The following is a 21716-nucleotide window of genomic DNA, read 5'->3' as shown; positions in this document are numbered from 1 at the left end:
CGTCACGCCCGTCGGCTCGCTTCCATCGTGGCCAGATCCTCGCGGGCCTGACGCACATACTCGTTCTCGTTCTCGGCAATGCGCCGCAGCTCCAGCTCGCTCGCCTCGATCTGGGCCTGCAACTCCTCGATCTGGGCCAGCGCCAGACGGCGCCGCTGGTCGGCGGCCATCCGCAGCCGCTCCACCTCCTGCGCCCGCGCCGTTTCCACCCGGCGCAGCCGCGCCTCCTCCACCCGCCGCGCGGTGCCGGTCAAGGCGCCCGATTCCCCCAGATGGGGCGGCAGAAGGCGAAGGCCGCTCTCGCTCATGATGAATTCGCGCACCTGGTTGGAATGGGCCGTGCCCCTTGCCTTCAACAGATAGAGCTCGCGGTTGAACTCTCCATTCACCTCGCGGTTCAGCATCAGGATCCACGCGTCCATCAGCGACGACAGCCCCGCATCCGTGGCCACGTCCCCGTCCTGCGAATGCGCCAGATGGGTGAAGACGGCGGTGATCCCCCGGTTCTTGAGGTAATCCACCATGCGCAGCAGCATGGCCTGCACCTGCTGCCGGTCCCCCGATTCCAGGAAGGCCGAGATCGGGTCCAGCACCACCAGCGTCGGCTCCATCCGCGCCACCTCGCGCAGCATCACCGCCAGATGCATCTCAAGGCTGTAGAAGGTCGGCCGCGCCGCCACATGCCGCAACTGCCCGCCGTCGATCCAGCGCTGAAGATCCAGCCCGATCGACCGCATGTTGCGCACCGTCTGCTGCTCGGATTCCTCGAACGAGAAATACAGCGCCCGCTCCCCCGCCGCGCAGGCCGCGCCCGCAAAGCTCGCCGCCAGCGTCGATTTCCCCGACCCCGCCACCCCGGACACAAGGATCGAGGTCCCGCGATGGAACCCCCCGCCCACGATCATCGCATCCAGATCCGCCACGCCCGAGGAGATGCGTTCGGCGAACACCTTGTGATCCAGCCCCAGCGAACTGACCGGCAAAACCGAAAAGCCGTCCTCGTCGATCAGGAACGGGTATTCGTTCGTGCCATGCGCCGTGCCGCGATACTTCACGATCCGCATCCGGCGGGTGGAGATCTGGTTGTGCACCCGGTGATCCAGCAGGATCACGCAGTCCGACACGTATTCCTCCAGCCCCTGCCGCGTCAGCGCCCCGTCCCCCCGCTCGGCGGTGATCACGGTCGTCATGCCGCGATCCTTCAGCCAGTCGAACAGGCGGCGGATCTCGGCCCGCAGGATGGCGGGGTTGGTGAAGGCGGAAAACAGGCTCTCGATCGTGTCCAGCACCACGCGCTTGGCCCCGATCGAATGGATCGCCAGCTCCAGCCGCAAGAACAGCCCTTCCAGATCGTATTCCCCGATCTCGGCCAGTTCCGACGGGTCGACGCTGATATGCTCCACCACGACCTTGTCCGCCGCGATCAGCTCGTCCAGCCTGAAGCCCAGCGAGGCGACGTTGCTCACGATGTCCACGGGCCGCTCCTCGAAGGTAACGAACACCCCCGGTTCGTCGCATTCCCGCGCGCCGTGGATCAGGAAGGTCGACGCGAACAGCGTCTTGCCGCACCCGGCCGATCCGCAGACCAGCGACGGCCGCCCCGTGGGCAGGCCCCCATGCGTCAGATCGTCAAAGCCAACGATGCCGGTCCGGGATTTGGGGATGCCTTGGGCCGCCATGTGTCGCGCTTTCGATGTGAATCATGCAGACATAGGGAAATGTCGCCAGATTGCCAACACCTATGGCCGCCCCTCTGCCAGATGCAACCGCCCAAGCGCCGCCGCGCCAATCAGCCCCGGCTCGATCCGGCACAAGGCGGGCACCACCAGCGGGCGGTCGAACCGGCGCAGGCAGCGCGCCCGCACGGCTTCGTCCAGCGCCGCCACCAGTGGGGCGCTGTTCGACAACCCGCCCCCCACCGGCACGATCCCCGGCCCCAAAAGGTTCACGACCATGGCCAAAGGCCCCGCCAAAACCTCCAGCCACAGGGCCACGGTCCGCGCCGCCTCCGGCTCCCCGGCCTCCCACCCGGCCACGAGGGCCGGCGCCTCCGCGTCCCGTCCCCAAAGATGCCGGTGCAACCGCTCCATCCCCCGGGCCGAACAGAGCGTGTCCAGACAGCCCACCTGCCCGCAGCCGCAGCGCACCACCGGCAGCGCCGCGCCACTTAAAACCGGCCCGTGCCCCCATTCCCCGGCAAAGCCCCCATGCGCGTTGATCAGCCCGCCACGCACCACGATCCCCCCGCCCACCCCGGTGCCCAGAATCACACCGAACACCACCTCATGCCCGCGCCCCGCGCCCTCCACCGCCTCGGCCATGGCAAAGCAGTCGGCGTCGTTGGCCAGCACCACGGGCAACCCAAGCGCCGCCTCCAGATCCCGCACCACCGCACGCCCAGTCAGGCAGGGGATGTTGGCCACGGTGGCGATCCCCGTCTCATCCACCACCCCCGCGATGGAAAAGGCCAGCACTTCCGGCCGCACGCTCGCCCCCGCCACGATCCCCTGCAGCGCCCGCACAAACGCCGCGAAATCCCCGGCGGGCGTCGGCACCCGCCCCGCCGGACGCACAGCGCCCCCCGCCGCCTCCGCCACCTTGATCGCGGTGCCGCCAATGTCGAAGCACAGGATCACACCGCCACCCCCCCGATCCACACGCCGCACAGCCCCAGCCCTTCGTCCACCGCTACGAAATCCGCCCGCTGCCCCTCCCGCAGGCCCCCGCGCGAGGCATCCTCCATCGCCGCCGCAGGCAAGCTCGACCCCATGCCCCAAGCCTCCTCCAGCCCCACACCCAGCCCCACCACGTGCCGCACCGCGTCGATCAGCGCGATGTCCGCCCCGGCCAGCGTCCCGTCGGCCAGCGTCAGCCGCCCGCCCTGCCGCAAAATCTCGCGCCCGTTCAGCGTAAACCCCGGCAGATCCGTCCCCACCGTGGACATCGCATCGCTGACCAGAAAGATCCGTTCCGGCGCCGCCCGCAGCGCGATGCGCAGAACCGCATCCTCCACGTGAAATCCGTCCGCGATGATCCCCGCGCAGAAGCGTTCATCGTCCAGCGCCGCCCCCACCAGCCCCGGCGCGCGGTGGGACAGGGGACTCATCGCGTTGAACAGATGCGTGACCATGCGGGCCCCCGCCGCCGCCGCCGCTAGCGCCTCCGCGTCGGTCGCATCGCTGTGCCCCAAACTCACCACCGCCCCCGCCGCCACCAGCCGGCGGATGGCCTCCACCCCCACCACTTCCGGCGCCAGCGTGCACAACAGCCGCACCCGCCCCGCCGCCGCCTCCAGCGCCCGCAGATCCACCTCTTCCATCGGGCGGATCAGGGCCCCGTCATGCGTGCCCTTCCGCGCCATTGCGAAATGCGGCCCCTCCAGATGCAGCCCCATCACGTCCGAGGACGCCGCCGCCTCCACCGCCCGCGCCACCACCTCCGGCGTGTCGGTGATCAGCGTCACCATCATCCCGGTCGTGCCCAAGCGCGCATGCGCCGCCCGGATGCACGCCAGCCCCTGGGCCGAAGGGTCGTTGTTGAACAGCACCCCCCCGCCGCCATTCACCTGAAGATCGACCAGCCCCGGCAGGATCCACCCCGCCACCCGCTCCGCCCCCGGCACGTCGCGCGCGATCCGCGCCACGCGGCCCTCCTCCACCACAAGCGCCGCATCCTCGTGCCAGCGTGTCCCGTCGAAAACGCGGGTGGCGTGAAACGCCCTCACCACGCCCTCCCGCCCGCGGCCATCAGGGGAAACAGGCGGTCGGCCACCGGGGTGCCGGGCTCGGACCAGGAAAGAATCATGCCGTCTCCAGAAAAACGTGTCGCGGGGCCGCAGCAACGGCCGGCCCGCCCGCCAGTATACGCACCCCGCCACCCGCGGGAACCCCCGCCGCCGGAACCATCGCGCCGCGTCCCCGTTTCCCCCACGAACATCCCAAAGGAGCACCCATGCTGAAAACGACCCTCCTCGGCCTTCTCTTCGCCAGCGCCGCCACCGTTTCGCTGGCACAGGCACCGGACGCCACCAACGCTCCGGCCAACCCCACGCCCGAGGATGTGCAGACCGTGCCCGGCACCGCCTCCCCCAACGACGCCGACCCGGATCTGGAAACCGAACCGCTGACCAACCGTTCAGGCCATGAAGGCTTCGGCCGCGCCTTCACCGATCCCGTCACCGCCGAACGCATCCAAGGCGCCGGCGTCTATTCGCAGGACGAGGAAGAGGTCGGCTCCATCTCCGAACTCGTGATGAACGCGGACGGTCAGGTGCAGGACGTGGTCATGACCATCGGCGGGGTGATGGGCGTCGGCGGGAAAGAGATCGCCCTACCCATGGACCAGGTCGAACTCGTCCAAGCGCATGAGGGCGAGGAGGTCCGCGCCTACCTCGCCATGCCCAAGGACGAGATCGAGGCGCTGCCCGAACACGAACACGCCCACTGACCCCCCATGCGGCCCGCACATCGCGGGCCGCTTCCACCTTGCATCCCGCCCCCGTCCCGTATGATCTGTCCGAAGGCCTTGGGAGGGGACGCCATGATCCAGATCGCACATCCGCACCGCGCCGCGGTGGGCGAAAGCCCGCTCTGGTGCCACCTGTCCCAAAGTCTGTGGTGGGTCGACATCGACGGCCACAGCGTCCAGCGCCTGCAAGGCGACGACTTCCGCCGCTGGCAACTGGACGAGCCCGTGGGCTGCCTCGCCCTCACCGACGCGGGCCGCCTGATCCTCGGCCTCAAATCCGGCTTCACCCATTTCGACCCCGAAACCGGCGCCCTGACCCCGCTGGCCCCGGTCGAACCCGACCGCCCCGCCAACCGCCTGAATGATGGCGCCACCTCGCGCGGCGGGCGGTTCTTCGCGGCCTCCATGGCCTTTCCCATCGACCAGCCCACGGCCGCGCTGCACCGCCTCGACGGACGCACCGCCACGACGCTTGTCACCGGCCTGCACGTTGGCAACGGCCTCGCCTTCAGCCCGGACGACCGGCGAATGTATCTCTCGGATTCCTGGCTCGGCGTCTCCACCATCTGGACCTTCGATCACGACCCCGCCACGGGCAACATCTCCAACCGCCGGATCTTCCGCCAGCTCGACCCCGCGAGCGGCCGCCCCGACGGCGGCTGCGTGGACGCCGAAGGCTTCTACTGGATCGCGGCGGTCGGCGGCGGCCGCCTCCTCCGCCTCGATCCGCACACGGCGGAGGTCGAACGCGAGATCGCCCTCCCCGTCGCCTTTCCCAGCAAGATGGCCTTCGGCGGCCCTGACCTGCGCACGCTGTTCGTCACCAGCATCGACCGCGAAACCCCGTCCGGCGACGGCGGCCGGCTCTTCCGCCTGACCCCCGGCGTCACCGGCCTGCCGCAGCCCACCGTCCCAGACCCCGTCTCCTGAAAGCGCGGCAATCCACCGCAACCCCGCCGCAACCCCCACACCCTACATGCCTTTCATCCCAACGGAGAACGGCATGGAACACTACATCCGCCAGAAGATCGACGACCTGAAACGCGAACACGCGCATCTGAAGGAACTGGAACGCAACGCCGAGGATCTGATGATCTCGGGCCTCATCCTTCAGGAACTGAAACGAAACGAAGGCCTGGTGACGATCTACGACGCCATCCTCGACCAGTACGGCTGGAAGACGCCCTCCCTTACCTGAGGGGGCGGCGCTCCCGGCAAAGGGCCGCACGCAACGCGAACGCTGCATGCGGCCAGAGGTTCAGGCAAGCTTGATGTTCACCGCGCTCTGACGGCCGTCACGGCCGGCTTCCACGTCATACGTGACCTTCTGGTTGTCACGCAGACCGGTCAGTCCGGCGCGCTGAACGGCGGAGATGTGGACAAAGATGTCCGATCCGCCAGCTTCCGGCTCGATGAAGCCGAAACCCTTCGTGTCGTTGAACCATTTTACAGTGCCGTTCGCCATAGTCGATCCTTGCAATCCATGTGCTGTAGAGCAGACCGAAAGGTGGTGCGCATCGGAAACAAAGTCTAGCATTTTCGCGCATGTTCACGATCTGGTCGTACTTCTTTCCGATCTTTTCGGCCCCCGCGCGCGATCCTGCCTTTCCCTTGAACACGTGGGGAACCTTTTTAACCTTTGGCGGTTGTGTCCGGCCTGTCGGACGGAAGACCCATGCACATCATGCACATCGCCCTTCGGGGATGCCGCAAGGCGGACCCGGCGCCCAGTGCCCCGTCCGGCGACTCCGCGTCGGCCCCGAATCTCGACCTCTTCCCGGACCCCACCCGTCCTGAACCGTCCCCGGGTCCCAGCCCATCCAGCCCGTCCCCGGACCCCATCCTGGGCGCCGCGATCCAGCAGGCCGCAGACCCGAAGGTCCGCCAAGTGGATGTCGTCACCTTCGACCCGAACCCCCGCCTGCCCCAGCCCCTCGCCCCGAACGCCCACCTCCTGCGCCTGTCCGCAGGCTTCGGCGCACCGTGGAACGACATGGCCCCGTTGATCGCGGCATTGACCTACCACCTGCGCCACAATCCCATCCCCGACATCCTGCACGCCCATTTTGCGGAATCCGCCGACATCGCCCGCATCGTCGGCGCGCATTACGACATCCCGGTCGTCTACACCCCCCACAGGCTGGCCACGCCTGACACCCCCCGCCGCCTCGCCGCCGAACTCCGCGCCATCCGCTTCGCCCACAGCCTCATCGTCGCCACGCCCGAGGAGGCGGAGGTCCGGATTCCCGCCCTCGACCCCACGGCGATCACCCGCACCCACCGCATCTCCCCCGACCTTTGCGCCCTTTCGGGCCGGGCCGACTGGACGCGCCACGCCACCGACAGCGTCGCCGTCTACGACACGCTGCTGCGCCCCGCGCCGGCGCTCCACACCTACGCCCAACGCCTTCTCGTCTGCGACATCGACCACCTGCGCAGCGGCTGCGCCCCGTCCCTCGCCCGCTGGACCGCCGCCACCCCCCTTGTCATCACCACCCGCCAGTCCCTGCCCGAGGCGCGGGCCCACCTGCGCCGCTTCGCCCTGCCCGCCCCCGCTGCCATCATCACGAACGCCGGCACCCAGATCTTCCTCGACGGTCCCACCGGCCTCCACCTCTGGGCCGACCATGACGCGCGCATCGCCGCCTCCTGGAACCCGGCGGCCGTGCAGCGCCTCGCCTCCACCCTCCGGCCCGAAGGCCCCGCCCGCCCCGACCATCCCCCCCACACCATCCGCACCCCCGGCGGCCCCGACCTCGCCCGCCGCCTGGCCGAGGCGTTGCGCAAGGCCGACATCGCCGCCCGCATCCTTCCCTCCCGCCACGGCTGGATCGATCTGCTGCCCCCCGCCGCGGGCAAGACCAACGCCCTCGCTGCCGTGGCCGCCCGCTTCGGCCTGACGCTGGCCGACTGCATCGCCGCGGTCGACGGCGCCCGAGACGCCGAACTCGCCAATCCCTGCGGCGCCGCCGTCGTGGTCTCGAACCTCGACCGCCCCTCGCACCCACAACCCCTCCCGAGCCGGCTCCAAAGCTTCGCGTAACGGCCCTTCCGCCGCCGCCGGCCCATGCCTATCTCCCGCCCATGGAAAGCCTCGACACCGTTCTGCGCGACGCCCGCGCCTGCCGCCTCTGCGCCGCCGACCTCCCCCTTGGGCCAAACCCGATCTTCCGCATCACGGCCGAGGCGCCGATCCTGATCGCGAGCCAGGCGCCCGGCACCAAGGCGCACCTCTCCGGCATCCCCTTCGACGACGCGTCGGGCCAGCGCCTGCGCGACTGGCTGGGCGTCACGCCCCCCGTCTTCCACGATCCCACGAACTTCGCGATCCTCCCCCTCGGCCTCTGCTATCCGGGCAAGCGCGCGGGCGGCGACGCACCCCCGCGCCGCGAATGCGCCCCCCTGTGGCGCGACCGCCTCCTGCGGCAGGCCACGGGCGTCCGCCTCACCCTCCTCGTCGGCAGCCACGCGCAAACCCATACCCTCGGCCCCGGCAACATGACCGACCGCGTGCGCAATTTCCGCCGCGCTTTTCCCGCCGTCCTGCCCCTGCCCCACCCGTCCTGGCGCTCCACCGGCTGGATGCGCCGCAATCCGTGGTTCGAGGCCGAGGTCCTTCCCGTCCTGCGTGCAGAAGTCCAGCGCCTGCTCGCCCGCCCCTCCCCGCAACCCACGAAATCCTGATCGTTCCCCGCCCGCCCAAGGGCTCAAACTGTTGCCATTCCGTTCGAAACCGGGCATGAAACCCGTAAACCCCGGCCTTGAACGGAGATGCCATGCAAGGCCCCACGGACCTTCTCACCGCCTGCGACCGCGAACCGATCCACATCCCCGGTTCCATCCAGCCCCACGGCCAGATGCTGGTCGCCCGCGCCGAAGGCCTTCGCGTCACCGCCCGCGCGGGGCTGCCCCACCCGCGCTTCGAACAGGCGCTGAACGCCCCCCTCGCCGACGTCCTCGGCCCCGACCTCGCCGCCTCCCTCGATGACCTTGACGGCACCCTGCGCGTCGTCGGCGTCCTTGATCTGGGGGGGGAGGCGTGGGACACCGTCGCCTTCCGCTCGGGCGATCACGTGGTGGTCGAATGCACCCCGCAACGCCCGGAACACCCGCTCGACGCCAGCTTCCTCAACCGGCTGGAACAGGTCGGCACGGGCTTCGAGCGCGCCGTCTCCTTCCCCGACCTCTTCCAGAAGGCCGCCCACGCCTTCCGCACCCTCACGGGCTACGACCGGGTCATGGTCTACCGCTTCATCCAGGATGAGGCCGGGGTCGTCGTCGGCGAAAGCCTGGCACCCGACGCGCCCTCCTTCATGAACCACCACTTCCCGGCCTCCGACATCCCCCGGCAGGCCCGCGCCCTTTACGTCCGCAACCGCGTGCGCGTGATCGCCGATGTCGGCTACGACCCCCAGCCCATCCGCGGCGAAGGGGACATGGCGCAGCTGGACCTCAGCGATTCCACCCTGCGCTCCGTGTCGCCGGTCCACATCCAGTATCTCAAGAACATGGGCATCCAAGCCTCGGCCTCCGTGTCCATCGTGAAGGACGGGCTCCTCTGGGGCCTCATCGCCTGCCACCACCACGAACCGCGCAGCCTGTCGCTGACCACGCGCCTCGCCTGCCAGACGCTGGCCGTCATCCTCTCCCGCCAGATCCGGGCGCGCGAAGACGCCGACCTTTACCGCGAACGCATCCGCCTGCGCGCGCAGGAAGACGTGGTTCTCAGCAATCTCGGCTCCGAACGCTCGCTGGCCGACTTCTTCGCCGATTCCGGCCACAAGGTCGCGGCCCTTCTCAACGCCGACGGCTTCGCGGCCGTGCAGGGGCTCGACCTCTTCACCGTCGGCCACTGCCCCGATCCCTCGGACATCCGCGCGCTGGCCGAACATGTCCGCCTGCCGGCGGCCCTGCGCACCTATGCCACGCATCAGCTGTCGCGCGACTTCCCCGACGCGGCCTTCTACTCGTCCGTCGCCAGCGGCGTCGTCGCCGTCACCATGTCGACCGAGGTGCCGACCATCCTGATGTGGTTCCGCGCCGAACACCTCCAGACCGTGACCTGGGCCGGCAACCCGCACAAGGACATCCCCGCCGACCCGAACGCGACGCTGAACCCGCGCACCTCGTTCGAACAATGGTCCGAAACCGTTACCGGCCGCGCCCGTCCCTGGACCCACGCCGAGGAGGAGGCCGCCGCCCGCATCGTCCGCCTGATGCTCGAAGCGCGCAACAACCAGCGCGTCCGCGAACTGAACCGCGAAATCGCGACGACGCTGAAGGAAAACGAAAGCCTGCTGCGCCAGAAGGACTTCCTCCTGCGCGAGGTGAACCACCGCGTCCAGAACAGCCTGTCGCTTGTCGCGGCCTTTCTGCGCATGCAGGCCCGCGAAGCCTCGCCCGAGGTGAAAAGCCAGCTGGGGGAGGCCGAAAACCGCCTCAAGGCCGTCAGCCTCGTGCACCGCCGCCTTCACCAGAACGACAGCGTAGAAATCCTCGATCTCGCCCGCTACCTCGACGATCTCTGCGTCGAACTGAAGGACACGATCGGCGAGAACTGGGCCCGCCAGCTCGACACGAACTTCACGCCCATCCTGATCAGCACGGACCGCGCGATCAGCATCGGCCTCATCGTGAACGAGCTGATCACCAACGCCACCAAATACGCCTATGGCGACCAGACGGGCCCGATCAGCATCATGCTGGAACAGCACCGCGACCAGTTCCGCCTGATCGTGGCCGACAGCGGCGTCGGCCGCCACGGGCCCGTGCAGGGCAGCGGCTTCGGGTCGCGGATGCTGGCCTCGCTGGTCGAACGCCTCGGCGGCCATCTCGACCTCGAGGACAACCTCCCCGGCACCCGAGCCGTCGTCACCGCCCCGATCCGCTGAACCACCGCCCTATCGGCGAAGCCACCGGCCCCAATCGGCCAAACCACCGCCCCGCCAGCAAACCACCGGCCCATCAGCCGAACCACCGCGCAACAGGCGAAATCACCGGCCCATTGGCCAACCTACCGACGCAACCGGCAAAATCATCGGCACGATCCGCCCATCCATCGACCCAATCCGCGCCAATTTCCGCGCCGTCAGGCCCCGACGGCAGATGACGCAGATGACGCAGATGACGCAGATGACGCAGATGACAGTGGTGCGGACGCCCGCGTCAGATGGCAACACCTTCGACAGGCTGAACTCCGCAGAGTGGCCTTCACGGTGGCAATGGGACAACGAAACAGCGCAGCGACAGGGCGACAGGGCGACAGGGCGACAGGGCGACAGGGCGACGATTACGTACTCCACCATCCGCACGGCCTCAACTGTGCACTGCGTTCGTCCATCCGAGGCCTGAATCCGATCCGCACCATAAGGATTGAACGCAGGACGCCGCGCGTTAAATAAGAATGCTAACGGACAAGGCCGTTTCAGATGCGTTCACCGCAATAGCAGATCGCTCACCGCGTCCGCTATCACGAGCGTAAGACTTGGAAGACAAGGGCTACACAGACGCCCGCCACATCGCGTCCGCCCAACAAGCGGCCACCACGTGACCCATCCGCGCATCAACGCGAACGGCAAACCGCCCCCCCCCCCCCCGAAACCGCCCCGGCCTCAGCCCTTCCAAGTCTCCGCAAAGCGGGGCGAGGCGACGAAGCTCCCCGGCTGCGGGCTCACGGGCGGCGGCTCGCTCACCCCCTCCTGCAGATATTGCAGGGCGGCGGTAAAACCGTGCGACGAAAAGGGCTTCGCGATCACCCCATGCGCGCCCGCGAAATCCTCGGGGATCTTCTTCGGGTTGGCCGTCACGAAGACGATGATCGTGTTTGGCCAGCGCTCCTGGATCAGCGTGTTCACGTCCAGCCCGCTCGACCCTTCGGCCAATTGAATGTCCACAAAGGCCACGTCCGGCACCTCGGCCTCCGGCAGCGCCGTCACCTCCCGCAGGGAGGCTGCGGTGTTCAGCACGGTGTGGCCCGCATCCTCGATCATGAACTGGATGTCCATGGCGATCAGCGGTTCATCCTCGACGATCAGCACGTCAAGCGGCGGGGTGGCACGGGTCATTCTTCACGTCCGATCGTCAATGTGACCCTCTGCCCGCCCTCGATGGGGTCAAAGGTCACGGTGGCATTGGCCTGCGCCGTCAGGCGCTGGATCAGCGACCGGCTCAGCGGGCCGGTGCTGTCGCTGTCCAGAAGGCTCCGGCTCCCCCGGTCCTCCAGCATCAGCACGGTCGCGGCGGGGGTGCCATGCGCGCTCACCCGCACCTCCCCCGGCGCGGGCAGGTCCTTCTGGCGCTGGAACATCAGCGTCAGCAACTCGTTCACCACCAGCCCCAACGCCGAGGCATGGCCCACCGACACCTCCGCCCGCCGCAGATCCGTCAAGATCCGCACCCCGGGCGAGGCTTGCGCGAAGTCCGAGGCCAGCGTTGCCGCAAAAGCCCCGATGTCGAACCGCGTCACATCCTCCGACTGATACAGCCGCCGGTGCACCGTTCCCAAGGCGTCGATCCGCTGCATGGTCGCGCGCAACTGCCCCGCCCCTTCGGGGTTCATCTCGCGCAGCTGCAACCGCAGGATCGACCCGATCATCGTCATGTTGTTCTTCACGCGGTGATCCACCTCGTGCAGCAACAGCGTCTGCGCCTCCAGCGCCGCCTCCAGATCCGCCGTCCGCCGGCGCACCTCCTGCTCCACCTCGTCCTTCTGGCGGGCGATGCGGGAATGGGCGTCGATCCGGCTCGTGATGTCCATCTGCGAGGCGAAGAAATACCGGATCGTCCCGTCCTCGTCCCGCACCGGGCTGATGTACAGCGCGTTCCAGAAGGTGCTGCCATCCTTGCGATAGTTCAGAAGGTCCACGGACACGTCGTCGCCCGCCATGACCGCCGCGCGCACCTTGTTCACGGACTCCCGGCTCGTCTTCGGCCCCTGAAGGATGCGGCAGTTCCGCCCTATCAACTCCTCGCGCGAATATCCGGTCAGCCTTTGAAACGCCGCATTGGCGAACACGATCGGGTTGTCGTCCTGCGCGGGATCGGTGACGATCATCGGCATGCGGGTCGCCCGCACCGCGGCGGCAAAGGGGTCGCCGCGCCCCAGCTGGTGCGGCAAGGCCTCCGTCAGCCTCCAGTCGTCCTGTTGTTCCAATCCGCACCTCCGTGATACCCCGCTTGTGGCGCAGGTGTCCGCCGGCCTCAACCCCCCAACATCGGTGCAGTTCCGCACCCACCGCCCGCCCCCGACGGGAATCGCGCGCGCCCGCTGGCCCCGGCCCCCGCGCGCGCTAGATCCCCCGAAAAGCCGCCCGCGCCAGAAGCAGAGTTCCCCGACGTGACGAACATCCCCCTCCCCCCGCCGGCCGCCACCGCCGGGGAACTCCCCGTTCAGGCCACCCTCGAAGCCCGCTACCGCGCCCTGTTCGAAGCGATCGACGACGGCTTCTGCATCATCGAATTCATCGACGGCCCCGAAGGCCCACTCAGCAACTACGTCCACATCGAATCCAACAGCGGCTACCAGCGCCACACCGGCATCCCCGACATCGTGGGCAAGACCGTCTATGACGTCGCCCCCAACGACGCCCCCGAATGGGTCGCCCTCTACGGCCGCGTCCTCGCCAGCGGCCAGCCCCTCCGCTTCGAACGCTCCTTCACCGAAATCGACCGCCATATCGAGGTGTCGGCCGCCCGCCTCGAACCCGCCAGCCTCCGGCAGGTCTCCGTCCTCTTCCGCGACATCACCGAACGCAAGCGAAACGAAGCTGCCCTCCTCACCAGCGAGGCGCTGGCCCGCGAAAACATCCAGCGCGTCCAGCTCGCCCTCGAAGCCGGCGCCATCATCGGCACCTGGCTCTGGGACGTGCCCGCCAACCGCTTCACCGTGGACGACGCGCTGGCCGCCTCCTTCGGCCTCGACCCGGCCCTCAGCCGCGCCGACCTGACGCTGGCCCAGCTGACCGCCACCGTCCACCCCGACGACAAGGACGCCCTCACGGCTCAGATCCGCCAGGCGCTGGCCACCGGCGGCACCTACGCCCACCAGTACCGCACCCGCCGCAGCGACAACCGCTACTACTGGCTCGAAGCCAAGGGCCGCGTCGATCTCGGCCCCGACGGCGAACCCCTCACCTTCTCCGGCGTCCTTCTCGACATCGAAGGCCGCCGCGCCGCCGAGGCCGAACGCGAACGCATGACCCAGATGCTCCGCGGTCTCAACGACACGCTGGAACAGCGCGTGGCCGAACAAACCGCCGAACTCATGGCGAAAGAGGAAGCCCTCCGCCAGTCCCAGAAGATGGAGGCGGTGGGCCAGCTCACGGGCGGCATCGCGCATGACTTCAACAACCTCCTCGCCGGCATCTCCGGCTCGCTCGACATGATCCAGGGGCGCGTGCACCAGAACCGCACCGACGATCTGGACCGCTACATCTCCGCAGCGCAGGCCGCGGCCAAACGCGCGGCGGCCCTCACCCACCGCCTTCTGGCCTTCTCGCGCCGCCAGACGCTGGACCCGAAACCCACCGACGCCGCCCGCCTCGTGGCCGACATGCTGGACCTCGTCCAGCGCTCCGTCGGGCCCCAGATCACCGTCACCACCCGCGCCGACACCGATCTCTGGTCCACCCTCGTCGATCCGAACCAGCTGGAAAACGCGCTCCTCAACCTCTGCCTCAACGCGCGCGACGCCATGCCCGACGGCGGCCGCATCGCGATCGACCTGCACAACTGCACCCTTGGTCCCGCCGAAGCCGACGATCTGGACCTGCCCCCCGGCGAATACGTGGCCCTGTCGGTGGCCGACACCGGCAGCGGCATGACCGCCGACGTGATCGAAAAGGCCTTCGATCCCTTCTTCACCACCAAACCCCTCGGCGTCGGCACGGGCCTCGGCCTGTCGATGATCTACGGCTTCGCCCGCCAGTCCGGCGGACAGGTCCAGATCGCGTCGCAACCGGGCGCGGGCAGCACCCTCCATCTCTACCTGCCGCGCGAACAGGCCCCGGCGAAAGCCGCGTCCGCCCCCGTTCACGAACCGGCCCGCCCCGCCCACCGCACCGTGCTCGTCACCGATGACGAACCCATCATCCGCATGCTCCTCGTCGACGTGATCGAGGATCTGGGCCTCACTGCGCTCGAAGCCGGCGACGGCCCGCAGGCGCTCAAGATCCTGCGCTCCGACACGCCGATCGACCTTCTGATCACGGATGTGGGTCTTCCCAACGGCATGAACGGCCGGCAGGTCGCCGACGCCGCGCGCGAACTGCGCCCCGGCCTCAAGGTCATGTTCGTCACGGGCTACGCCGAAACCACCGTCCTCGGCCAGACCCGCCTCGACCCGGGGATGGAGATCATGACAAAGCCCTTCGACATCGGCACCCTGTCGGACCGCGTCCGCCGCCTTCTGGACACCGCGGACTGACCGCAAAAAAAATCGCCGCCCCCATGCACCGAACCGCCCCCATCCGCGTTGGGCACCCGGAGTTGATGAAGGGAACGTCGATGCAACACGAGGCGAAGCGCTTGCCCACCCCCCGCCGCGACCCGGGCGACCTGATGCGCTACAACGGGTCGGCCACCACTGCGCGGCGCATCAGCGTGCCGACGCTGGCCACCATCGCCGGCGTGGTGGCGATCGTCTACTTCGCCCAAAGCGTGTTCCTGCCCTTGGCCATCGCGATGCTGCTGACCTTCGCGCTCTCGCCGCTCGCCACCTGGCTGCGCAAGCTGGGGGTGCCGAACCTGCCCGCGGTCCTCATCGTGGTCACGGTGGCCTTCGCACTTGTCTGCCTCTTCGTCCTGGTGGTCGCGACCCAGCTCACCACCCTCGCCTCGAACCTCCCCACCTTCCAGGCCAACATCATCTCCAAGGTGGAGGCGCTGCGAAACGCCAGCAGCGACACCTCCCTGCTGCGCCGCCTGTCCAACATGATCGCCGCCATCAACGCCGAGGTGGGGGCCCGCGACACCTCCGCCCTCGCCCGCGACGTGGTCCTGCCCCTGAAGGTGGAGGTGATCGAACAGCAGGGCATCATCGGCATGGTCCAAAGCCTCGTCCTGCCGCTGGTCAGCCCCATCGCCACCACCGGCCTCGTGATCGTGGTCGTGGTGTTCATGCTCCTCGAACGCACCGAACTGCGCGACCGCTTCATCAAGCTGGTGGGCTCGGACGACCTGCACCGCACCACGCAGGTGCTGCAAGAGGCCGGACGCCGCGTCGGCCGCTACCTCCTGATCCAACTGACCGTGAACATCATCTACGCGGTCCCCATCGGCGTGGGCCTCTGGCTCATCGGCGTGCCGAACGCGCTTCTCTGGGGCCTCCTCACCCTCGTGCTGCGCTTCGTGCCCTACATCGGCTCCATCCTGTCGGCCGCCTTCCCCCTCTTTCTGGCCTTCGCCGTCTCCCCAGGGTGGGAGGCAATCCTCTGGACCCTTGCCCTCTTCGGCGTCGTGGAACTCGTCACCAGCAACGTGATCGAGCCGTGGCTCTACGGCTCGCGCACCGGCGTCAGCCCCCTCGCCATCATCGTCTCGGCCATCTTCTGGACGTGGCTCTGGGGGCCGATGGGCCTCATCCTCTCCACTCCCCTCACCGTGTGCCTTGTGGTCCTCGGCCGCCACATCCCGCAATTCGAACTCTTCGACATCCTGTTCGGTGACGAACCCGTCCTCGCCCCCCACGCCCGCCTCTACCAGCGCCTCCTCGCCGGCGACGTGCTCGAAGCCACCTCCCGCGCCGACGAGGCGCTGGAGGACATGTACATCGGCGAATACTACCGCGACGTCGGCATCCCCGCCCTTCTCATCGCCCATCACGACAAACGCCGCGGCGTCCTGACCCACGAGCAAGAGGATCGCCTGATCTTCGTCGCCGAAGCCATGGTCGCCGACTTGGCCGAGATCGCCGAAACCGACGCCGCCGAAAAGGAGGAGGAGGAAGAGGAAAAGCACGGCGAAGGCTTCTCCGTCCTCTGCATGGGCGGCCGCACCGATCTCGACGACGTCTCCGCCCTCATGCTCGCCCAGACCATGAAGGCCGAAGGCGCCACCGCCGCCCACAACCCCCACAACGACCTCCCCCTTGCCCGCTTCCGCAACATCGGCGCCGACCAATACGACTGCCTCGTCCTCAGCTACGTGGACCCCTCCCCCTCCCGCGCCTCCCTCCTCCATATCCGCCGCATCAAGCAGGCGGCCCCCCACCTGCGCGTGGGCGTGGCCATCTGGGAAATGCCGAAGGACGCCCAGAACCGCGCCGACGCCCGCACCGGCGACGCCTTCACCATCGCCGAGGCAAAGCTTCAGGAAGCCCGCGACATCGGCGCCGACTTCGCCGTCAAGTCGTTCGAGGACCTGATGCGCGAAACCTTCAAGAAGGACACCCCCCGCACCATCGCCCCCGTCCACAGCCACATCCGCCGGGGGGCCTTCCGCACCGCCCGCTAACCCTGCCCCACCCCTTTTGTTGACTCGCCGCCCGATAACCCCCATTCGGGTGGCGACCCCTTTTCGCTGGAACATGATGCCGGATATCCTCCAACCCTCCCGCAACTGCTGGCAGATCGCCCACGCGGACAACTTTTCGGTGATCGTGGACGCGGCGGATTATTTCGACGCCGCCCGCGCCGCCATGCAGCAGGCCGAAAATAGCATCATGATGGTGGGCTGGGACTTCGACGCCCGCATCCGCCTCGGCTCCCCCGGCCTTCAGGACGGCGCGCCCACCAAACTCGGCAATTTCATCCTCTGGCTCGCCGACCGCCGGCCCGAACTGCAGATCCGCCTGCTCCAGTGGAACTCCGGCATGCTGCGCAACTGGCTGCGCGGCAACAACGCCTACTACCTCGCCCGCTGGAAGGCGCACAAACGCATCACCGCGCGGCTGGACGGCGTCCACCCGCCCACCGGATCCCACCACCAAAAGCTTCTGGTGATAGACGACTGCATCGCCTTCTGCGGCGGCATCGACATGACGCTGAAACGCTGGGACACGCGCGAACATCTCGATGACCAGCCCGGCCGCGTCACCCCCTCGGGGCGCAAGCTGGAACCTTGGCACGACGCGACCAGCATCTGCGACGGCAAGGCCGCCTCCGTCCTCGCCGACGTGTGCCGCCGCCGCTGGCGCCGCGCCACCGGCGAAACCCTGCCCCCCGTCACCGGCGGCCGCGCCACTTGGCCCGACGCCATCCGCCCCATGCTGCGCCACGTCGACATCGCCGTCGCCCGCTCCCGCCCCAAGATGGACGATCAGGACCCGGTCTATGAAATCGAGAACCTGTATCTCGACATGATCGCCAACGCCCGGCACTTCATCTACGCCGAAAGCCAGTATTTCGCCTCCCGCCGCATCGCCTCCGCCATCGCCCGCCGCCTCGAAGAACCGAACGGCCCCGAGGTTGTGATCGTGAACCCCGTCCGCGCCGACGGCTGGCTCGAACCGCTGGCGATGGACACCGCCCGCGCCCGCCTTGTCCAGTCGCTGCAAAAGCACGACCCCCACGGCCGCTTCGGCATCTTCCACCCGGTCACCGCAAACGAAAACCCGATCTACGTCCACGCCAAGACCATGATCGTCGACGACCGCCTGCTCCGCATCGGCTCGTCGAACTTCAACAACCGCTCCATGCGGCTCGATTCAGAATGCGACGTGGCGGTGGACGCCGCACAGGACCCGACGGGCGCCATGTCCGCCGAAATCCGCACCCTGCGCCTCGGCCTGATGGCCGAACATCTCGGCTGCACCCCCGAAGACGTCACGCACGAGATCGACGCGAAGGGCTCCCTCCTCGCCGCCGTCCACGCGCTGCGCGGCCCCGGCCGCTCCCTCGTCCCGTATGAAATCCCCGACCTTAACGGCCTCGAAGAATGGCTGGCCGACAATGAGATCCTCGATCCCGACGGTCCGGACGAAATCTTCGAAAGCCTCAGCCAGCGCGGCCTCTTCCGCGGTCGCCTCCGCCGTCCCGACTGACAATCATGTGGGCCTAAAGGCGGCCTCGCGCCTTCAGGCGGTCACCCCCGACGCCGGCTCACAAAAACATCGCGGGTTTCGCCGCGAAACCGATCAGCCGTCGAACACGCCCGGATGCAGATCCTCCCAGAAGGCCAGGATCGCGGGCGCGTTCAGCGCGCTCATCCAGCCATGCTTCTCGAAATCATCGCGCGGCGCGCCGGACAGGCGGCTCAGGAACAGCCGCTTGTCCGCGTCGCGCTGCGTGGGGCTGCGCGCGGCCACCAGCTCCTGAATGCGTCGCAACCGTCGCGCGCGGGCCGACACCTCGGGATCCGCCACCGGCGCCTCGGGCGCCACCCCGAACCCGTTTTTCAGCGCGGCGGAAAGATAGCGCACCGGATCGCGCACGCCTTCCTGCCCCGCCACGTAATCCAGCCGCCCGTCCACATGCACCTCGCCATGCTCGGCGATCCACTGCCGTGCCAAGCGGTCCGAGGTGCCCATCTTTCGCAACCGCTCATAGGTGCCCGACCGGCGCACCCCTTCCCCGTCGTCCAGATCCAGGATCGCCAGGTGCGGGTTCTCCTCGATCCGGAACCGGATGTCCGTCACCGTCCGGCCCAGCTTGCGCGTCTCGGGCGTCACGATGATGTTCGACGTGCGGTTGACCTCCAGCACGGCCGGCTTGATGATCTTGGCGTTCAGATGCTTGAACACCTCGTAATACTCGCTGTCGGCCACCCCCATCAGACGGCGAAACGTGTCCAGCGGCCACCACCCCGTGCTGCCCGTCCGCACGAAGCGATAGCAGTTCTCGTACAGCGCCAGCGCGTGCCCACTCGTGAACCGCCGCTGGATGTTCAGGTTGATCAGCGCGAACACCTTCGGGTCGTGCAGCTTCTCCGCCAGCGCCGGCGAATAGGCGTATTCGCACACGCCCCCCTTCAGCTTGGCATAGGACAACAGGCTCGACACCCCCCATTCCTGCCGCCCCTGCTCGTCCAGCATGTCCCACTCGGCCACCGTTTCCGCCAGCCCGCGCAAGGACGCCTTCAGCGTGTCCATGTCGTTCGAATTGTAGCCGATCATCAAACACAGCGTCCGCGCGTCGATCCGGTGCACCGCCTGCGTCGTCAGCGTGTCATAAGCGTTCAGCAGCAGCACGTTGGACAACCGCCGCTGCAACAGCGTCAGCTTGCCCGAGACATGGATCGCCGCCACATGCTTCTTCACCGCCCCCCGCCGCAACGCCCCGCTCAAACGCTCCCGCGGAATGTCCCCGATCGTCCGGTCCAACCCCAACCCTCCACCACCACAACCCGACCTTTTGTCCGAATCGCGTCCACCTGTCATTTCCGTGAAGCCTACGTGTTCGGGTACCTCCCCGCAACGCCCCTCCGGGAACCTTCAAAGGCACCCATCTACAGGACGCCCCCTGTTCCAGCCCATTCCCAAAGGAACCCGTTTACAGGATACCCCCTCCTACACCCCCGCCTCAAAGGAACCCATTTACAGGACCCCCCCCCGCCGCCCGCACCCAAAACCCCGCCTTCACCCTTCCCACACCCCGCTTTCGCCCCAATCCCCGCCCATTTCCCGAGAATCAGCACCTCATCCCCCGTATTCCGGGACCCTTCATCCCGTATTCAGGCACCCTTTCCCCCGTAAAGGGGCACCCTAAGTCCCGTAAGTTACTGATGCAAATGAAATACTCAGGCCTAAAGATTCTAAAGATCTCAAATAATCGCAAAACGCTTTGTCGGTTTCGCTGCGAAACTTCGTATTTTCAACAGAGGAAGCCCAAGGTGATTCCCAAGCGCATCTAGATGTGCGATGAACTTGGCAACATCAGCGCAAACCGCGCACATGAGGGACAAGTAGATGAGCGGCAAACCCGACCTCCCCCCCTATTTCGGCATAGACCCGGCCGCCGCCGCCGCCCGCTTGGCCGAACCGATCGACACCGCCCGCTTCGCCAAGGCCGCCGCCTTCGCCATGCGCGGCCGGGACGATCTTGCCCGCCGCGGCTACGCCCCCGATGGCAAGAAGCGCCTCCGCAAGTTCTCCACGTGGGAGATCTGCAAGTACCTGATCCCCGTCGCCGCGGGCCACCTCCGCCGCGTCCTCAAGGCCAACCCGGCCCTGCCCCAAGGTGTCGGCGAAGGCCCCGCGAAGCGGTTCAGCCTCGAAGAGGTCCTTGCCCTTCGCGCCCACTTCGCGACGGAGGGTGCCGGCTGGCGTGAATACAAGACCTGGCGGCCCGAGGGCCTGCCGGCCAAAGTCCTCGCCGTCGCGAACTTCAAGGGCGGCGTCGGCAAAAGCTCCACCTGCGCCCACCTTGCCATGTCCGCCGCCCTCGACGGCTACCGCGTCCTCGTGATCGACCTCGACAGCCAGGGCTCCATGACCTCCATCATGGGGGGCACGGTGGCCGACGAATGGCAGACGGCCTTCCCCCTCCTTGCCCGCGACTTCGCCTTGCATGTTCAGGAGGAGAACCGGGTGCGCGAAGCGGCGGGCCAGCCCCTCATCCCCTTGGACGAGACTCTGACCGAGGCCCTGAAGGTTTCGCCGCGAAACCTGATCCAGGAAACCCACTGGCCGAACATCGACCTGATCGGCGCGCAGCTGAACCTTTATTGGGCCGAGTTCCAGATCCCTGTCTGGCGGATGCAGTTGCGGGGCTGGGCCTTGTGGGACAGCTTGGGCAATGCGCTGTCCGAGGCGGGGATCCTGGACGAATACGACATCGTGCTTCTGGATACGCCGCCGGCGCTTGGGTATTTGACGATCAACGCCTTGGCGGCGGCGGACATTCTGCTGGTTCCGCTCGGTGCCTCGTTCCTGGAGTTCGATTCGACGGGGCGGTTCTTCGACATGATCTATTCGACCTTCGCCTCAATCGAGGAGGGGGAGAACCGGGCGCGGCGGGAGGCGGGGTTGCCGGAGATCGGGTTCCAGTGGGACGCGGTGCGGGCGCTGATCACGCGGTTCGATCCGGCGCAGCAGACGGATCTGGCGAACGTGGTGCAGGCCTATTTCGGGGATTTCATGACCACCTTCCGGCAGGAGATGACGGCCATGGTCGGGCAGGCCGGGGAGCAGGTGTCGGGTATCTACGAGGCGGACTACAAGAACTTCAACCGCGACACCTATGTGCGGGGGCGCGAGACGTTCGACCGGACTTGGGCCGAGGTGAAGGAGATCATCCTGGGCACCTGGTGGCGGGACATGAAGCTGGCCGAGGCCGAGGCCGAGGCCGAAGTGGCAGCGGGCAAGGAGGGGTAAG

At 67.9% G+C, this 21716-nt stretch carries 17 protein-coding genes; 10 read left to right on the top strand and 7 right to left on the bottom strand.

Features of this window, described 5'->3' with window-relative positions; translation table 11 throughout:
- Positions 1-2 precede the first annotated feature (2 nt).
- From kaiC to nagA, 3 genes are read right to left on the bottom strand one after another with little or no spacing between them, the layout of a single operon-like run.
- The gene (kaiC, locus tag PIJ50_RS04355) at positions 3-1679 is read right to left on the bottom strand and encodes a circadian clock protein KaiC (protein ID WP_271973055.1); all 1677 of its coding nucleotides are present in this window, start codon (positions 1677-1679) and stop codon (positions 3-5) included.
- A 60-nt stretch (positions 1680-1739) separates the two neighbouring features.
- Positions 1740-2666, bottom strand: coding sequence for an ROK family protein (locus PIJ50_RS04350; protein ID WP_271973053.1), 927 nt, complete (start codon positions 2664-2666; stop codon positions 1740-1742).
- Positions 2633-3727 (bottom strand): N-acetylglucosamine-6-phosphate deacetylase, encoded by a 1095-nt coding sequence (nagA, locus tag PIJ50_RS04345; RefSeq protein WP_442900707.1) that lies wholly within the window; start codon positions 3725-3727, stop codon positions 2633-2635. Before nagA ends, PIJ50_RS04350 begins: the two co-directional genes overlap by 34 nt.
- Positions 3728-3951: 224 nt before the next feature.
- Between nagA and PIJ50_RS04340 the strand changes: the two genes are divergently transcribed.
- From PIJ50_RS04340 to PIJ50_RS04330, 3 genes are all read left to right on the top strand, one after another.
- Positions 3952-4446, top strand: coding sequence for a PRC-barrel domain-containing protein (locus PIJ50_RS04340; protein ID WP_271973050.1), 495 nt, complete (start codon positions 3952-3954; stop codon positions 4444-4446).
- 93 nt (positions 4447-4539) lie between these two features.
- Positions 4540-5397: an SMP-30/gluconolactonase/LRE family protein gene (locus PIJ50_RS04335; protein ID WP_271973049.1), complete on the top strand. Its 858-nt coding sequence runs from the start codon at positions 4540-4542 to the stop codon at positions 5395-5397.
- A gap of 73 nt (positions 5398-5470) precedes the next feature.
- The gene (locus PIJ50_RS04330; RefSeq protein ID WP_271973047.1) at positions 5471-5665 is read left to right on the top strand and encodes a hypothetical protein; all 195 of its coding nucleotides are present in this window, start codon (positions 5471-5473) and stop codon (positions 5663-5665) included.
- Positions 5666-5725: 60 nt separating this feature from the next.
- Here the strand turns inward: PIJ50_RS04330 and PIJ50_RS04325 are convergent, their stop codons facing one another.
- Positions 5726-5932, bottom strand: a complete 207-nt coding sequence (locus tag PIJ50_RS04325) for a cold-shock protein (RefSeq protein WP_271973045.1) — start codon at positions 5930-5932, stop codon at positions 5726-5728.
- A 423-nt stretch (positions 5933-6355) separates the two neighbouring features.
- On the opposite strand from PIJ50_RS04325, the gene PIJ50_RS04320 reads away from it, so the two are divergent.
- From PIJ50_RS04320 to PIJ50_RS04310, 3 genes are all read left to right on the top strand, one after another.
- The gene (locus tag PIJ50_RS04320) at positions 6356-7510 is read left to right on the top strand and encodes an HAD family hydrolase (RefSeq protein WP_271973043.1); all 1155 of its coding nucleotides are present in this window, start codon (positions 6356-6358) and stop codon (positions 7508-7510) included.
- Positions 7511-7551: 41 nt separating this feature from the next.
- Entirely contained in the window at positions 7552-8151 is a 600-nt protein-coding gene (locus PIJ50_RS04315; RefSeq protein ID WP_271973042.1) for a uracil-DNA glycosylase family protein, read from the top strand.
- 92 nt (positions 8152-8243) lie between these two features.
- Positions 8244-10358 carry a histidine kinase dimerization/phosphoacceptor domain -containing protein gene (locus PIJ50_RS04310; protein ID WP_271973040.1) on the top strand — a complete coding sequence of 705 codons (2115 nt, stop codon included), beginning with the start codon at positions 8244-8246 and terminating at the stop codon, positions 10356-10358.
- Between the two features lie 720 nt (positions 10359-11078).
- On the opposite strand, the gene PIJ50_RS04305 is transcribed toward PIJ50_RS04310, so the two are convergent.
- Positions 11079-11531 carry a response regulator gene (locus tag PIJ50_RS04305; RefSeq protein WP_271973038.1) on the bottom strand — a complete coding sequence of 151 codons (453 nt, stop codon included), beginning with the start codon at positions 11529-11531 and terminating at the stop codon, positions 11079-11081.
- Complete coding sequence (locus PIJ50_RS04300) at positions 11528-12619, bottom strand: PAS domain-containing protein (RefSeq protein WP_271973036.1); 1092 nt, start codon at positions 12617-12619, stop codon at positions 11528-11530. Before PIJ50_RS04300 ends, PIJ50_RS04305 begins: the two co-directional genes overlap by 4 nt.
- Before the next feature lie 183 nt (positions 12620-12802).
- Between PIJ50_RS04300 and PIJ50_RS04295 the strand changes: the two genes are divergently transcribed.
- The 3 genes from PIJ50_RS04295 to PIJ50_RS04285 all read left to right on the top strand — a co-directional run bounded on the left by PIJ50_RS04295 (position 12803) and on the right by PIJ50_RS04285 (position 18445).
- A complete protein-coding gene (locus PIJ50_RS04295) occupies positions 12803-14890 on the top strand; it encodes an ATP-binding protein (protein WP_271973035.1) in 2088 nt (695 codons plus the stop codon).
- Positions 14891-14970: 80 nt separating this feature from the next.
- Entirely contained in the window at positions 14971-16917 is a 1947-nt protein-coding gene (locus PIJ50_RS04290; RefSeq protein ID WP_271973033.1) for an AI-2E family transporter, read from the top strand.
- Positions 16918-16993: 76 nt separating this feature from the next.
- Positions 16994-18445: a phospholipase D-like domain-containing protein gene (locus PIJ50_RS04285; RefSeq protein ID WP_271973031.1), complete on the top strand. Its 1452-nt coding sequence runs from the start codon at positions 16994-16996 to the stop codon at positions 18443-18445.
- Between the two features lie 93 nt (positions 18446-18538).
- Here PIJ50_RS04285 and PIJ50_RS04280 read toward each other — a convergent pair whose 3' ends face one another.
- Positions 18539-19780, bottom strand: a complete 1242-nt coding sequence (locus tag PIJ50_RS04280) for a replication initiation protein (RefSeq protein WP_442900706.1) — start codon at positions 19778-19780, stop codon at positions 18539-18541.
- Positions 19781-20308: 528 nt separating this feature from the next.
- On the opposite strand from PIJ50_RS04280, the gene PIJ50_RS04275 reads away from it, so the two are divergent.
- Positions 20309-21715: an AAA family ATPase gene (locus PIJ50_RS04275; protein WP_271973029.1), complete on the top strand. Its 1407-nt coding sequence runs from the start codon at positions 20309-20311 to the stop codon at positions 21713-21715.
- Position 21716 lies beyond the last annotated feature (1 nt).

The sequence above is a fragment of the Falsirhodobacter sp. 20TX0035 genome (assembly GCF_028307215.1).
GTDB lineage: Bacteria > Pseudomonadota > Alphaproteobacteria > Rhodobacterales > Rhodobacteraceae > Falsirhodobacter.
Note: the sequence above shows the minus strand (reverse complement) of the source record. Positions and strands in the feature narration are given on the sequence as shown.

Coding starts and splice junctions, on each gene's coding strand:
- kaiC (WP_271973055.1), bottom strand. CDS start 1,679: ATGGCGGCCCAAGGCATCCCCAAATCCCGGACCGGCATCGTTGGCTTT.
- PIJ50_RS04340 (WP_271973050.1), top strand. CDS start 3,952: ATGCTGAAAACGACCCTCCTCGGCCTTCTCTTCGCCAGCGCCGCCACC.
- PIJ50_RS04335 (WP_271973049.1), top strand. CDS start 4,540: ATGATCCAGATCGCACATCCGCACCGCGCCGCGGTGGGCGAAAGCCCG.
- PIJ50_RS04330 (WP_271973047.1), top strand. CDS start 5,471: ATGGAACACTACATCCGCCAGAAGATCGACGACCTGAAACGCGAACAC.
- PIJ50_RS04325 (WP_271973045.1), bottom strand. CDS start 5,932: ATGGCGAACGGCACTGTAAAATGGTTCAACGACACGAAGGGTTTCGGC.
- PIJ50_RS04315 (WP_271973042.1), top strand. CDS start 7,552: ATGGAAAGCCTCGACACCGTTCTGCGCGACGCCCGCGCCTGCCGCCTC.
- PIJ50_RS04310 (WP_271973040.1), top strand. CDS start 8,244: ATGCAAGGCCCCACGGACCTTCTCACCGCCTGCGACCGCGAACCGATC.
- PIJ50_RS04305 (WP_271973038.1), bottom strand. CDS start 11,531: ATGACCCGTGCCACCCCGCCGCTTGACGTGCTGATCGTCGAGGATGAA.
- PIJ50_RS04290 (WP_271973033.1), top strand. CDS start 14,971: ATGCAACACGAGGCGAAGCGCTTGCCCACCCCCCGCCGCGACCCGGGC.
- PIJ50_RS04285 (WP_271973031.1), top strand. CDS start 16,994: ATGCCGGATATCCTCCAACCCTCCCGCAACTGCTGGCAGATCGCCCAC.
- PIJ50_RS04280 (WP_442900706.1), bottom strand. CDS start 19,780: ATGACAGGTGGACGCGATTCGGACAAAAGGTCGGGTTGTGGTGGTGGA.
- PIJ50_RS04275 (WP_271973029.1), top strand. CDS start 20,309: ATGAGCGGCAAACCCGACCTCCCCCCCTATTTCGGCATAGACCCGGCC.